This is a genomic window from Vibrio ponticus, from assembly GCF_009938225.1.
Lineage (GTDB): Bacteria > Pseudomonadota > Gammaproteobacteria > Enterobacterales > Vibrionaceae > Vibrio > Vibrio ponticus.
In genome coordinates, this window is sequence record NZ_AP019657.1 from 1,913,979 (window position 1) to 1,928,363 (window position 14,385).

The 14,385-nt window shown below is 45.1% G+C and carries 14 protein-coding genes; 3 read left to right on the forward strand and 11 right to left on the reverse strand.

Going from position 1 to position 14,385, the window contains the following annotated elements; translation table 11 throughout:
• Positions 1–43 precede the first annotated feature (43 nt).
• The 4 genes from fecE to GZN30_RS08320 all read right to left on the reverse strand — a co-directional run bounded on the left by fecE (position 44) and on the right by GZN30_RS08320 (position 3,724).
• A complete protein-coding gene (gene fecE / locus GZN30_RS08305; RefSeq protein WP_075649237.1) occupies positions 44–808 on the reverse strand; it encodes a Fe(3+) dicitrate ABC transporter ATP-binding protein FecE in 765 nt (254 codons plus the stop codon).
• Between the two features lie 2 nt (positions 809–810).
• Positions 811–1,782: an iron chelate uptake ABC transporter family permease subunit gene (locus GZN30_RS08310; protein WP_075649238.1), complete on the reverse strand. Its 972-nt coding sequence runs from the start codon at positions 1,780–1,782 to the stop codon at positions 811–813.
• Complete coding sequence (locus GZN30_RS08315) at positions 1,782–2,702, reverse strand: FecCD family ABC transporter permease (RefSeq protein WP_232060497.1); 921 nt, start codon at positions 2,700–2,702, stop codon at positions 1,782–1,784. Before GZN30_RS08315 ends, GZN30_RS08310 begins: the two co-directional genes overlap by 1 nt.
• A 119-nt stretch (positions 2,703–2,821) precedes the next feature.
• The gene (locus GZN30_RS08320) at positions 2,822–3,724 is read right to left on the reverse strand and encodes a Fe(3+) dicitrate ABC transporter substrate-binding protein (protein WP_083627164.1); all 903 of its coding nucleotides are present in this window, start codon (positions 3,722–3,724) and stop codon (positions 2,822–2,824) included.
• Between the two features lie 370 nt (positions 3,725–4,094).
• Between GZN30_RS08320 and GZN30_RS08325 the strand changes: the two genes are divergently transcribed.
• Positions 4,095–5,858, forward strand: coding sequence for a BglG family transcription antiterminator (locus tag GZN30_RS08325; RefSeq protein WP_075649240.1), 1,764 nt, complete (start codon positions 4,095–4,097; stop codon positions 5,856–5,858).
• Here GZN30_RS08325 and GZN30_RS08330 read toward each other — a convergent pair.
• The 4 genes from GZN30_RS08330 to GZN30_RS08345 all read right to left on the reverse strand — a co-directional run bounded on the left by GZN30_RS08330 (position 5,809) and on the right by GZN30_RS08345 (position 9,793).
• Positions 5,809–6,858 (reverse strand): M42 family metallopeptidase, encoded by a 1,050-nt coding sequence (locus tag GZN30_RS08330; protein ID WP_075649241.1) that lies wholly within the window; start codon positions 6,856–6,858, stop codon positions 5,809–5,811. The genes GZN30_RS08325 and GZN30_RS08330 overlap by 50 nt on opposite strands.
• On the reverse strand, positions 6,858–7,985 hold the full coding sequence (locus GZN30_RS08335; RefSeq protein ID WP_083627165.1) for a M24 family metallopeptidase: 1,128 nt from the start codon (positions 7,983–7,985) through the stop codon (positions 6,858–6,860). The genes GZN30_RS08330 and GZN30_RS08335 overlap by 1 nt, the downstream gene beginning before the upstream one ends.
• A gap of 53 nt (positions 7,986–8,038) precedes the next feature.
• On the reverse strand, positions 8,039–9,382 hold the full coding sequence (locus tag GZN30_RS08340; RefSeq protein WP_075649242.1) for a PTS sugar transporter subunit IIC: 1,344 nt from the start codon (positions 9,380–9,382) through the stop codon (positions 8,039–8,041).
• 72 nt (positions 9,383–9,454) lie between these two features.
• Entirely contained in the window at positions 9,455–9,793 is a 339-nt protein-coding gene (locus GZN30_RS08345) for a PTS sugar transporter subunit IIB (protein WP_075649243.1), read from the reverse strand.
• 166 nt (positions 9,794–9,959) lie between these two features.
• Here GZN30_RS08345 and GZN30_RS08350 point away from each other — a divergent pair, with 166 nt between their 5' ends.
• Both GZN30_RS08350 and GZN30_RS08355 read left to right on the forward strand, forming a co-directional pair.
• Entirely contained in the window at positions 9,960–10,316 is a 357-nt protein-coding gene (locus GZN30_RS08350; protein WP_083627166.1) for a PTS lactose/cellobiose transporter subunit IIA, read from the forward strand.
• A 109-nt stretch (positions 10,317–10,425) separates the two neighbouring features.
• Positions 10,426–11,610 (forward strand): MalY/PatB family protein, encoded by a 1,185-nt coding sequence (locus GZN30_RS08355; RefSeq protein ID WP_075649244.1) that lies wholly within the window; start codon positions 10,426–10,428, stop codon positions 11,608–11,610.
• A gap of 87 nt (positions 11,611–11,697) precedes the next feature.
• Here GZN30_RS08355 and GZN30_RS08360 read toward each other — a convergent pair whose 3' ends face one another.
• The 3 genes from GZN30_RS08360 to GZN30_RS08370 form a co-directional block, all read right to left on the reverse strand.
• Entirely contained in the window at positions 11,698–12,291 is a 594-nt protein-coding gene (locus tag GZN30_RS08360) for an outer membrane beta-barrel protein (RefSeq protein ID WP_075649245.1), read from the reverse strand.
• A 275-nt stretch (positions 12,292–12,566) separates the two neighbouring features.
• Complete coding sequence (gabT, locus tag GZN30_RS08365) at positions 12,567–13,838, reverse strand: 4-aminobutyrate--2-oxoglutarate transaminase (RefSeq protein ID WP_075649246.1); 1,272 nt, start codon at positions 13,836–13,838, stop codon at positions 12,567–12,569.
• 109 nt (positions 13,839–13,947) lie between these two features.
• On the reverse strand, positions 13,948–14,385 hold the full coding sequence (locus tag GZN30_RS08370) for a universal stress protein (RefSeq protein WP_075649247.1): 438 nt from the start codon (positions 14,383–14,385) through the stop codon (positions 13,948–13,950).

Here is a 14,385-nt window from a genome sequence, read left to right on the forward strand (position 1 = left end):
GGACTCTCGAATAATTGAGAGTCCTTGTATTTACCAACGTATTTCAGACCGCCACGCACATTGGTGTTTGAGCGACTGGATCAACAAAAACTTTCGCACGCAGATCAAACACCTTATCAAGCATCTCTTCAGTAAGCACTTGCTTAGGCGTTCCTTGAGTGATCAAACTACCGGCTTTTAGTACGATTAGATGATCACAATATCGGCATGCTTGGTTCAAATCATGCAAAACCACAACAATTGTTTTTCCTCTGCTATTCATCGCACGCATCAAGTTCATCAACTCTACTTGGTGAGACATATCCAAATACGTTGTTGGCTCATCAAGTAGAATAATATCAGCATCTTGTGCCATAACCATGGCAATCCAAGCTCGTTGACGTTGACCTCCTGAAAGTGATTCAAGCGGAAAATCAGCGAACTCAATGACACCTGTATCCCGCATCGCTTGAGTAACAATTTTATTGTCTTCCACACACAGCTTTCCCCAATGAGAGACATAAGGTGAACGCCCATACTCCACCAACTTACGGACTGTAATCCCCTCAGGGTTCACCAAAATTTGTGGCAAGAGTGATAACCGTTGAGCAAGCTGTTTATCATGATAATCTCGTAGCGATTTGTTACCCAATAGAACGGAACCTGACAAAGGCTTATTAATTCGTACTAACGTTTTGAGCAGGGTCGACTTTCCACAGCCATTTGGTCCAACCAACGCAGTCACTTTGCCTAACGGGATCGTCAGGGAAAGATTATGTATGATAGTTTTCTTACCATACCCCACCGATAAGTTCTCTGTTCTTAACATAGTTACCAACCCCGATATCGATAAAGTAAAAAAATAAAGTAAGGCGCACCGATTAATGATGTAAGCACACCAGCTGGCAACTCAATTGGGGGTTGAATTCCACGAGCGACCCCATCAGCAGTAATCACCAAAAGAGCGCCTATCAATGCAGAAGCTGGAACTAGATATCGATGTGCATGAGCAAACATCAATCTTGCCAAATGAGGAGCAAGCAAACCAACAAAACTGATTGTCCCCACCACGGACACACTAATACTGGCAAGCAATACCGCTATCGCCAATGACCAAACCTGCACCTTCCTCGGCTGAATGCCTAAAGCCGTAGAGCTCTCCTCGCCAATCCCCATAACATCCAATCGCCAAGCCAACCAAAATGCCAAAGGAAGCAAGACAACCAAAGCCCCCCAAATAAACGGAACCTGTTGCCAATTTCTACCCCAAAGGCTACCTGTTAGCCAAACCATCGCGGTATTAATTTCAATTGGATGGACGATCAAAAGATAATCGATGCCACTTGCAAGGAAACTACTGACAGCAACACCAATTAGGGCAAGTCTTGCTGGCGTTGGACGGCACCAATAAGCAAGCAAAGCAATTAAACCAGCTGCCAACAAACCACCAGCCATCGCTATTGGGGGTAAAAAATAGATCGGTACGTTTGGTGCAACCACGAGCATTAGCGTTGCGGCTAACCCCGCTCCAGCACTGATACCCATCAAGTCTGGCGATGCCAGAGGATTACGGATCACACCTTGAACCAACGTGCCCGCTAAACCAAGACCAGCACCAACACCAATCGCGAGAACCATTCTTGGTAAACGATAAAGATGCACCACAAAGTCGAGTTGCTCAAAATCAAACAAGATCATCAGAACTTGTTCAAAAGAGAGAGTCGCAGCCCCAACAAATAAGGTTGAAAAAGAGAAACAGGCTAAAACACCTAGTATGATACCTAGTTTAAATGGCTCGCTCATCACGATTTCCTCATTGCCACAATGATAAAACAAGGTGCACCTATTAAAGCCGTGATTACCCCGACCGGCGTTTCAGCAGGAAAAGCAATCGACCTGGAGATTGCATCTGCCCATGAAACCAATGCTGCGCCAGCTAATGCCGAAAGAGGCAACAATACGAAGTAGTTGTTACCGACCAAAGGACGTATTAAGTGAGGAACAAGCAGACCAACAAAACCTATCGGCCCGGCAATAGCAACACTGCTACCAGCGAGCAAAACTACGGCAAGGCTACTCAAAATACGAGTACGTTGAATATTTACACCTAAGCCCACAGCAACTTCCTCACCTAGTGATAGAAGATTCAAGTTACGAGCTTGGATCAGGGCGAGAACGAAACCAGATAACGCGGGGAGCCATAACTGTTTCCACTGTTGTTGATCAATGCTAGATAATGAACCGGTTAACCAATGCAATACGCTATAGGCCATATCGTCGGCTAAAATGACCGCGGCCCTCGTCAAACCAATCAATAATGCGCTCATCGCGATACCAGCTAAAATTAACCTAAGAGGATGAGAACGCTGTGAAAAAAATCCCCCTAGTAACATCACGAAAAAGCCACTCAACAATGCCCCTAACACCGCATTCAATATGCTATTAAGCTGAGCGAAAAATGGTACACCAATGGCTGCTAAAGCCATAAAACATGCTGCACCGGCATTAAGACCAAGTATTGATGGCGAGGCTAAATGATTACGAGTTAGACCTTGCATTAATACGCCAGACATCGCCAAGCTCGCGCCAATAACTAGGCTGGCATGTACTCTGGGCGCACGAAGCGTAGCTATGATTTGATGCCGCATATCATCGTCATCAAAGGAAAAGAGAAAACCACCTAGATCAACGAGTGTTAGCGAGAAACTCGACCAAGCAATCATAGAAAATACGTAACCCACCAACACAACAATAAAGATAAGAGTCGCAAGTGTCGCGACTCTTATCTCTCGCTTGATCGTATTGGTCTGTCGTAATTCGTGTGACAAACCACTCATCGCTATTATTGCAGTATTTGCTCAAGATTAACGGCGATTTCTTCAGCGGCGACCATGCCTCGGTTCAATGACCACAGGGCTGGCGAAACACTAATCATCTGCTCATTCTTTGTTACCTTAAGCGCTTTATAGAGAGTATTTTTCTGCCATTCGTCCAAGATATCTGGATCTGAGTAAGAACCCACTAACAACCAGTCAGGGTTCACTTTTAGGAGTAACTCAAAACTCGTTGGCAGATAAGCTTTCTCAGTTTGCTCGGGAATTGGGCTATGCAATCCCAGTTGCTCTAATACACCACCAGCATATGAAGAAGGACCATGCATCCACATACCTTTGGCATTCACCACAGCAAACTGAATTGTGTCTTTACTATCAAATCGTTGCTTAAACTCAGCCATTTTTTGATGATGTTGTTGAATACGAGCTTCCATCTCCGCTTGCTTGCCAACAGCAATACCGACTTTTAGAGCTGCTTCTAGGTTCTCGGTGTAAGTTTCACCGCGACTTTTGAGTAGCAACGTTGGCGCAATCTTTCTCAAATCTTGATAAATCGCAGTATGACGCTCAGCATCAGCAATAATCAAATCAGGTTGCAGTACTGCTATCGCTTCTAAGCTAGGCTGAGGGCGCATACCTACCGATGTCCAAGGCGAAATTTTAGCGCGAACTGCAGGTATAACTCGATTGATATCATTGTCATCCGCCACACCTACCGGAGAAACTCCGACTGCAGCGAGCGCATCTACAAATGAGAATTCCAGTGCGACAATTTTGTTCGGCTGCGTTGAAATTTCAAAACTACCCTGTTCGTCTTGTATTACTCTAGTTTGAGCAAATGATAATGTTGATACTAACAAGCCGAACACACTGAATATCGTAGTCCACTTACCACAATTGATATACTTCATAACTGATTGAATTCCTTACTGGCGCTAACATGATGACTCTTGCTTAGGGCGACAAAAACTAGCTTGCAAAACAGATGTTTACTATTCCGACATTTTGCTACCCTAAAAAAACACGCAAATGAAAACAAATATCATTAACACTTACAAGCGCATCTAAAGGCTTCATCTTGCAATCACTCTACATTTCATCCCACTGTTAGACATGAACCGCATTTTCCAACCTTTCACTCAACTTGATAACAGTTTGCTAAATTTCGCCGTATCCCGTTGTCTTTCGCATCATTCTCTCTACCTCATTTAGTAGGCTAGCTCTCATCTTTGCTGGTTTGCTATTGATAGAATTAGACAAATTCGACCGATCTAACTGCTCATGAGTCTCAATAAACAGCATTTTGATATCGTCACTGCCCTTACGATGCAATGCACGTCCCTCAATGCCCTCGCTTCAGTATTCAATATGACTTCGCGCAACCTGCGCTATGCGATTGAGAACATCAATTTCTATCTCGAAAAATTGGGAATGACGCCCATCGCCCTAACCAACGGCGAGCTCCACTATCCTTATGATGCCAGTCCATTCTTTAGCGATGTGTTCGCGACTAATTTTGTCTACTCCAAACTGGAGCGAGAAGAATACTTAGCCGTCATTGCGCTCTTTGCGCCGCAAACGCCTTTATGTGAGGTTCAGCAGTATCTTAAAGTCAGTCGACCAACACTTAACAAAGATCTACGCGCCACCAATGAGATGTTCAGTAGCTTGGCATTGGAGCTCGAAGTGATCGATCAGCACCTGCACGTTTCAGGCAAAGAAAAGCAGATACGTTACTTGCAAATGTGTTACGCCTCTAAGTACCTTTTTTGTAAAAACGACCAAGTACATTATCTCAAGAAGCGCTATTTCTATGAGCGGGATATTGTGGCGATTGTGCAGGCATATGTTGAAAAGTATCAGCCATATGAGGCATTTTTGGCGGTTACTCAAATTGAACAAAGTGCCAACTGCGCTTTGAGTGATGAGTTCAGAAATCTCTTTACCATCTATGTGATGATCACCTTAAGCCGTATTCAGCAAGGGGTGTTTATTAACCGCAAAAATAACGGTACGTTTTTGCAATCAACCAAAGCATTTGGCTATATCAAGCAAGCGCTCGGTTGGCAACAGGAAGGGTATCGTTTTGAAGCGCTGCATTTAGCCGAGTACTTCCTTGGCGGGATCAATACCGATGGCTTCTATGAAAAACGCCTACAAGCGGAAAGCTTTATATTCCAACTGCTGAGTGTGATTAGCCAAGATTGCGGCAAAGATTTGTTAACTGATACCGCGTTGCTGAATGACATCGTCACCTACCTGACGACCGCCGTTTATCGCGCGAAGAATAATCTCAACACGCAACTTGGTGAACAAAGCCCATATTCCAAAGCATTGTTTGAACAAGTTAAAGCCGTTACCGAACAGTATCGACATCATCTTGTTGAGCCACTGCGCAACGAAGAAATTGGTTACATTACCCGTTTAATCAATCGGGCGATTGAAGCGCGCAGCAGCCATTGTGTCTCTTTGGAAACCTTATTGGCGATTGCGAAAAGCAGCAGTGTTGAGCTCAACAACGAAGCGTTTGTGAGTCAGGTGCTGGCGCAACTCGGTGACAAGGTGATCGATGATCGCGCTTTACCCTCACTGGATGATCTACTCGTTACCCTAAGCGATACGTCAACATTGCCCGCTCAAGGTGAGCTAGTGCCTATACTCAACTGGTTAAGTGGTGAAATGGAACAACTCGGCTTAGTTAACGAACGCTATTCCCACGGTATCGTCACGCTATTTTACGCCCGTAACCATGCCTACTTTGCTCAACATGGTTTGCTCGTTTGTCACGGTAAAAGCGCATCACACTGTCAACGAATAAGCATCGCTCACTTACGCTTGGATAAGCCAATCAGTGATGTTTTCCAGCGTAATATCCGCCAAATCATGATGATCAGCCATCTGGATAACGTACAGCACTTACGTGCTGTACATCAATTACACCAAAAGCTTACCGAGCAGGGACCGTTCCTTCTTGCCGCAGATACGGAAACCCCACTTAGCAATAGGAGTACAAGCGCGCTGTCTGCGTTTCATCCAACTGAGTAACCACATGCTTGAGCAAAGCGAGACAATTGAGCGCATCGCTTTGCTTCACTTGGGTGTAAGCTGAGTGGCAGTTACGTACAGGTAATATAATCGCTAAGCCAGCAATGCCACTGCCTACCAATGTTGCCGGACCGTTGTCGGTACCGCCACCAGCAAGAAAATCGCGTTGAACGGCAATACCGTATTCTTTCGCCACATCACTGACCAAGTTCAGCAAAGGGTAATGCCCTAAAGCAATCTTGTCAGCCACCACTAAACATGGTCCGTGACCAAACAGACGTTGAGAACCAGACTGTGGCGTTAGATGTTTAGCCGTCGCTACATCCAGCACAATGACCACATCCGGCTTCAGTTGCTCAATCGCAGTTTTTCCGCCTTTGGTGCCCACTTCTTCTTGCACTGTGGCAACAAAATAGAGGTCACACTGTGGTGCGCTCTGTTTGAGTGAGCGCATCAACTCAGCCCCAAGCCAGCAGCCAATGCGATCATCCATCGCTTTGCCAACTAAGGTTTCGCTGTTATTTAACTGGAAGTGACGAGTAGCAAAGACCGCACTATCACCAATTTCGATACCCATTGCCGCCACTTGCTCGCTGCTTGTTGCACCGACATCAAGCCATAGGTCATCAATGGTGAGTTCTGCCAGCGGCTTATCGCTCCAGACTAAGCCCGTGTATTTCTCACCACTGCGGGTTTTGAGCTCGATTTCACTGTTGATCGCAACACGTGGATCAATACCGCCGAGCTTAAACACTTTCAGTAAACCGTCACTACGAATTTCGCGGATCAAAAAGCCCACTTCATCCATATGTGCAACCACCGCCACTTTAGGACCGGTAGCGTTGCGATTGAGTCGTGCAATCAGGCTGCCTAAACCATCAAAGCTGATTTCATCAGCGATATCGGCAAGCTCATCACACAAAATTTTTCTTACTTCATACTCACGCCCAGATGGACCATGAGCATTATTCAATTGCGCCAACAAACGGAAGTCATTCATTAATTTGATACTCCTGGCTCTCTGCTTTGGTGACCAGATTCTTGGGTTACTGGCTCTGTTGCAACAGGCTGTAAGGGAATCATGCGTAACTCTCTTGGCAATTGAGTCAGACTTTCACAGCCGTTTTCAGTGATCGCTAAGGTATCTTCAATCCTGACACCGCCAATCTGAGGCAAATAGACGCCCGGTTCAACGGTAACCACCATACCGACTTCTAATGTGGCGCTGCTATCGGAGGCAAGTTTCGGGTATTCATGACCTTGCAACCCAACGCCATGACCTAAGCCGTGACAAAATGCCTCTCGATACCCTTGGCGAGCAAGGTACTGTCTAACACCATCATCCACTCGACTGGCAGCGATACCAGGTCGAAGCATTTCAACCCCCATTCGCTGCGCAGTAAACACCGCATCAAAAATTGCCTGCAGCTGCTCAGAAACCGGTCCGGTACAAAACGTTCGGGTCACATCAGAGTGATAACCTTGATACACCACGCCAAAATCAATCGTGACCAGTTCATTTTGCTCAATCACTCGCTGGGATGGTCGACCATGAGGTAACGCCCCTCGCTCACCAGAAACCACGATCAGAAAATCAATGCTGTCAGCTCCTAACATTCGCGCATGGAACTCTAGGTGTGCCGCGAGTTGATGTTCAGTCATACCAAGATGAAAATCACGTAAACCTCGCTCAATCGCTGTTTCGGTGATTTCGCATGCCTTGCGGATCAGAGCAATTTCTTGCTCTGACTTCCAACGTCTCATAGGAGTAACGACATTGTTGGTCGGCACCAGTTGTTGCGAGAGCGCCTGTTTTAACTGTTCTACTTGTTGAAAACTTAGCGCATGGCTCTCAAAACCTAATCTCTGGATACCGTGAACATTCAGCCTTTGTTGCAGTGTCTCTAACCAACCGTGTTGGTCTGTCGACACGCTCAAACAATCCGGGCTTTGCTCTGCCACTTGCTGCCAATACTTACCTGCGACCAAAAGTTCGCACCCTAACTGCGTTAGCAATAAGTACCCGCCACTGCCAGTAAAACCGCTCAGATAACGCTTGTGGTGAGGGTCACTCACAAGCAAAGCATCAAACTGTTCTAAGTAAGGCTCTAAGCTGAATGTCCGCATTTTAATATCCATTCATCCGTTATTTCGAGAAACCATGCATCGAGTGTGTTGGGTTAGAAATCGAGTCCCAGCTCATCCAACAATTCATCGTCTTTCTTGCTGAATACTGATTTCTTCTCTTGTTCTGCTTTTAGCGCCGCTTCACGAGCCATCTCTTGTCTGTCCATGATTCTAAAGAACGGGTAGTAACAGAAGAATGAGGCGACAATCTGTATTGCTTGAACAAATGGCGTCTTCCAGTCAAAGCTTGTTAAGTAACCTTCAAAGAACAATGGTAGATACGGTGGATCAAAGAACGGTTTCGCTAAGAAGCCATATTTCATCAATACCAGTGGGAAGATACCAATCAGCGAACCACCCAGTACGAACGGGATAAATAGAATCGGGTTCAAGATAATTGGCGCACCAAATAGCACTGGTTCGTTAATACCAAACAAACTTGGCACTAAAGAAACCTGACCAACCTTGCGGTAGCGTTGAGTTTTCGCAATCAACATCGCGATAACCAGACCTAAAGTAACACCTGACCCTGTAAAGTTAACGAACGCTGAGAACGTACCACCAGTAACAAAGTGAGTCAGTTCAACGCCTGCCGTTTTCGCGGCAATGTTTTCAGAAAGATATTGCACGAAGATTGGCGATAGGATCGGGCTTAATACTGCTGAGTGGATACCAAAGAACCAGAACAACAGACGTAGCATGATCACAAACCACACCACCCATAGGTTATCCAAACTACCTACCACTGGCGCAAGCACTTGCATTAGGATTTCAGGCAGTAGCAAACCACCCGTCCACTCCGCAATAAAGTAACGCGCAGAGACAAACAGCACTGCAATAAATGCGGTCGGCGTGATCAGTTCAAATGAGCTAGATACGAAGTCTGGCACACCCTCTGGCATTCTGATCACCAGTCTCTTTTCGGTAAAGAAACGATAGATTTCCACACTGGCAATCGCGACAAATATCGCTGTAAATAGACCTTTTGAGTCAAAGAAGCGAATATCTAACGAACCATCTGGGTTGACCGAAGTGGTCATGATCAAATAAGCAAAAAGGGATAAGGCAACCGCACCCACTGTATATATTTTGTAGCCTTCACTCAAAAAGTAAGCAATTGCTATCACAGTGTAAATGGCGATAAAACCAAGTGAAAATTTAATTAAAAGATCGATAAGATAAGTGTTATTAATAAACCATTCTTGCACTGCTGCCGAATCAGAAAATACGTTTTTCAGTGCTTTTAATGGGTAAGCCATTGAACCTAATAATAGGATTGGCGTTAATACCACCATGCCTTTTTTAACGGCACTAAGATGGACTTGTTTATCTATTTTCTCTGCAATCGGCAATAATATTTTGCTGAGCAGTTTTTCAAAAGAGGCGAATAGGCTCATATACGTAACCTTCATTCATTATAATAAGTAACACCTGCGTGTATCCGCAGGTGGTAGGGAGAGAGGTAAAACTTAGTCAACCAGGCTCATTTGGTGCTTTTTATGGGCAAGTAGTGCTTGCTTAAGCACCGTCGCTCCATCCATTGCACCGTAAATTTCGGCTGATAGTAGAACTGATGGTTTGTTATTTTCTAAAGCTGCCGCTTCAATGTTTTTATATTTGTGGCTTAGCTGAGGACCTACCAAGATCACATCAAAGTTATTAATTTTTTCTGACAGGCGATCAACTGAAATAGCTTCAAGTGTAAAATCTTCAATATTCAGCATTTGACTACCATTGATGGTTTTCTTCATTTCTTCCATCATCATCGTGGTTGAAAAACCGCCAGCACAAACTAATAAAATATTCATCATACAGCCCTTTGTTTTCATATTTGAGTACGGGCTAATTAACAAACATTTACTTACATTCGTCAACGAAACTTGATTTCACTGATATTGTGAAATCAAGTTTCATCGCTTTTTAATTCGCTTCTGCTAATGTGCAACCATCAAGTGAAATCCAAGGAACATCCCCATGAGCAACTCTCAAGAAATGAATGAAGAATTCGAAAAAATCATAATCTCTATCGTTAGTTATTCTGGCGAAGCGAAGGGCTATGCTTATGAAGCTTTAACGCTGTCTGAAGAAGGCAAATTTGAAGAAGCGGCAGCTATGATGGAGCAGTGCAACGTCAGCGTGCGCAAAGCACATGAAGTACAAACTGACCTGATTCGCCAAGAGATCAGCGGTGAAAAAATCGTCGTGAGTATGATCATGGTACACGCACAAGATCACCTGATGACCACGCTATCTGAACGCGAACTCATCCGTAAAATGATTGAACAAAACCGTCGCCTATACAAATTAGAACAAGCATTGCTGAACCAATAAACAACCTTTCCCCCAAAGGTTTGTCGCTCCTGCAGTAATGCCGACGTGGCGTTTACACGCCACGTCTCCCTCAGGTTTATTTGGATATGGTTTAATTTGGAACTGCGCAATGAGTTTTGATTTTTCTGCCCCTACCTGCCGCCTTAATAGCTATTCAACCCAATGGGATTACGTCAGTGACCGTTTTGGCGCTGCTGATCTTTTGCCATTCACTATTTCCGACATGGATTTCGCGGCGGCACCTTGTATTACCGCAGCACTGCAAAAACGCTTAGATCACGGGATCTTTGGTTACAGTCGTTGGAATCATGATGACTTTAAACAGGCGATTTGCCATTGGTTTCGCAGCGAATATAACGCCAATTTAGATCCAGAAAACTTGGTTTATGGACCTTCTGTCATCTATATCGTCGCGAAACTCATTCAGCTCTGGTCTGCTCCTGATGATGGAGTGCTGTTTTTCGACCCAGCTTATGATGCCTTTCGTCCACTGATAGAGAGCGCCAATCGCCAAGCATTGGCAAGTCCACTCACTTACGTCGAAAATGGTGAAAACAGCGGCTATCAAGTCGATTGGCAACACTTCACCACACAAGCGGAAGATCCGCGTTGTAAAGTGCTGCTACTCTGTAACCCGCACAACCCAACTGGCAAGGTTTGGTCGCGAGAAGAACTCAAGAAAATTGCCGAGATAGCCAAGCGTAATCAGCTCAAAGTGATCAGTGATGATATCCATATGGATATCTGCTTTACTCCGTATAACCCCTGGGTAGAAGTCGCCTGTGACGATCAATGGGCAATCGTCAGCTCTGCATCGAAATCATTTAACATTCCCGCGTTAACGGGCGCGTATGCGGCGATAGCGTGTGAAGAAACCAAGCAAGCCTATCTCAATATTCTTAAACAAACGGAAGGGTTATCGTCACCCGCGATTCTTGGGGTGATTGCCACTATGGCGGCTTATCGCGAAGGTGCACCTTGGCTACATGCACTGAAAGAATATCTGCACGGTAATTTGCAGTGGGTAACCGAGCGTCTCAATCAAGAATTTCCACAGCTTAACTTGCATGTACCGCAAGGGACCTATCTAGCATGGCTGGATTTAACACCGCTCAATATCGATATGGATAAACTGCAACACGCACTTATCCACCAGCAGAAAATTGCCATCATGCGCGGCGATTGCTACGGTCCACTTGGCATCAACCATTTAAGATTAAACGTGGGTTGCCAGCGGGAAAAAGTCGAGCGTGGCGTAGAAGGTTTGATTAAAGCCATTCACTCATTAAATTGAACTGCACTCCCTTACAAAGCCGTCCAATTAATGACAAAAGGCACAAAATAAGCGAATATTTTGTGCCTTTGTTTTTGCTATCTGGCATTAAAACGCGTAGCGGATACCGAGATAAAAGCCATCTAAAGTAACATCTAGCCAATCGATATCGGCATAAGCCCAGCGATAGCCTGCACTTAAATCGATATTTTTATTAAGTCGTGTGCCTATTTCAGCACCCGCTTGGAAGGTACTCTCTGTCTCAGAACCTGAATAAACTGTGTTATCAGTACGATATTTTAAGTCAAAGTTAACGACCCCAATTCCAACCATGGGTGCTAGATACACGTTACCAAAATTGTATTCAACGAATAACTTGGCTTTTGCGTTAACAAAAAGTCCTTGCCCGTCTACATCCAGATCGTAAATTGATGCTCGACCATAATGACGATATTCGAGCTCCAAGCTCGGTTTGACCACATTATGGGTATTAAACTCATACCCACCAACCAAACTCACGCCAACGTTGGCACTATCGTCAAAGGTGTGACCGCGCGCTTTGAGCTTAGTTGAACCGCCAACGACAACATCTGCACCAAGGTAAAATTGATCGCCAGAGGCATGTAAAAAGTTATCTTGAGCATAAAGACATGGAGAAATGACCAGCAAAGAGCAGGCAAACTTACGTACTATTCTTTTCATTTAACGCAATCCATTAAATTAAACAAAACATCGTCTGCTACTTTAACCGATAAAATCATAACCTTCAGAATCGATTATGCTTTCCTTGATACAAGCGAGATTTGTCGCGTAGTTAAATGACAGATGTGACAGTTAAATTTATAAACTTTGTTGCTATTATCTCTATCGACAACTCATCAACTCCCCCATAACACGCAGTAAAATAACAAAACCCAGCAGTTTGACACCACTGGGTTTTGAGTTAGCCAACGTTGATTAGTGAACGAGACGAAGCTTTAAACCAGTTCTAGGATGATTTTTTCTAGCTTGTCTAATCCTTCATTGAGGATTTCAGACTCGATTGTCAGTGCCGGTAGCAAACGGATTACGTTCGCTTTCACCCCACATGACAGCAAGATCACGCCATTTTCCTGCGCTTTACCAATAATCGCTTTAGTCAAATCTTGTAGCGGCTGACCCGTTTGCGGATCAGTAAACTCAATTGCCATCATTGCGCCATGCGTACGCACCTGACCGATCTGCGGTACCGTTTGCTGCAACTTAGTCATACGTGCATTCACGATTTCACCAATGCCATTGGCTTTGGCACACAAGTCTTCCTCTTCGATAATCTTAAGCACTTCAAGACCTGCCACACACCCCATTGGTGAACCGGCATAAGTGCCGCCTAGACCACCAGCTGGTGCTGAATCCATTACCTCAGCTTTACCGACGACAGCGGAAATTGGGAAACCGCCGGCAATACCTTTCGCTAACGTCATCATATCCGGCTCAATACCCAAATGCTCTGTGGCAAACATCTTACCGGTACGAGCAAAGCCCGCTTGGATTTCATCGGCAATCAACATGATGCCGTGCTTATCACAAATTTGACGTAGTGCTTGAGCAAACTCTGCTGGCGCTTTATAGAAACCACCCTCACCTTGCACAGGTTCAAAGATAATCGCTGCCACACGTGAGGCTTCAATATCGCATGTAAAGAGATCTTCAAGCGCTTGTAGACTCTGTTCAACACTCACACCGTGGAACTCATTTGGGTATGGTGCGTGGAACACTTCACCAGGGAACGGACCAAAACTCGCTTTATACGGCGCAACCTTACCAGTAAGTGCCATCGTTAAATTGGTACGACCATGGAAAGCACCTTTAAACGCAATCACACCACTGCGACCAGTATGCGCACGCGCCACTTTGACCGCATTTTCGACCGCTTCTGCGCCTGTGGTTAAGAAAATCGCTTTCTTTTCAGACTCACCTGGGGCAATTTCTGTCAGCTTTTCTGCCAGTTCAACAAACGACTCATATGGCGTAACTAGCGCACAAGTATGGGAAAAGTTATCCAGCTGAGCCTTAACCGCTTCAGTAATGCGCTTATTAGAGTGACCGGTGTTGTTTACCGCGATACCCGCGGCAAAATCGATATAGCGATTGCCTTCGACATCCCAAATTAACGCGTTTTCTGCTTTAGCGACATAAATTGGGTAGAGCGCGCCCATACCGTTAGAAAATGCCTGACTTCTTCTCTGGTGCAGTTGTTGGTTGGTCATTGTCTATTCCTTGAGTTTGTGAGTGTACCTCCGCCAGGAATTACTCCCTTTGGCAGCTTAACTTTATGTTTATGGTTATGATTATGTGCGCCGTTTGGCGCGAGATTAATTAACTGGGATCATCTTTGACGACAAACACCGAGCAATGAGAATGGCGCACAATTTTGGCGGCATTTGAGCCAAGAAAATATGAACGCAACTTGGGCTTGGCAGATGCCATTACAATCGCATCCACTTGAGAACGTTTGGCTTGCAGTACCACTTCATCGAATACCACGCCATTGCGTACAATCGCCTTACCGCGGTGCTGCTTGGGTACATACATCTCAAGCATGGTTTGCACACTGTCAAAGGCGCTTTTATGCTGCTCAGAAAAAGCACTGCCGGAAGCGGTTGGCACCATACTGTGGTGAACTTTCGCCTCATCAACGTAGAGCATGTCGATAACACCATGTTCATCAATTAATTTAAGCGCCATATCGACCTCTTTTTTCACCACATCAGGGTAGACAAGGTCAACGGGCATCAAGATTCGCTTAAGGCTCAT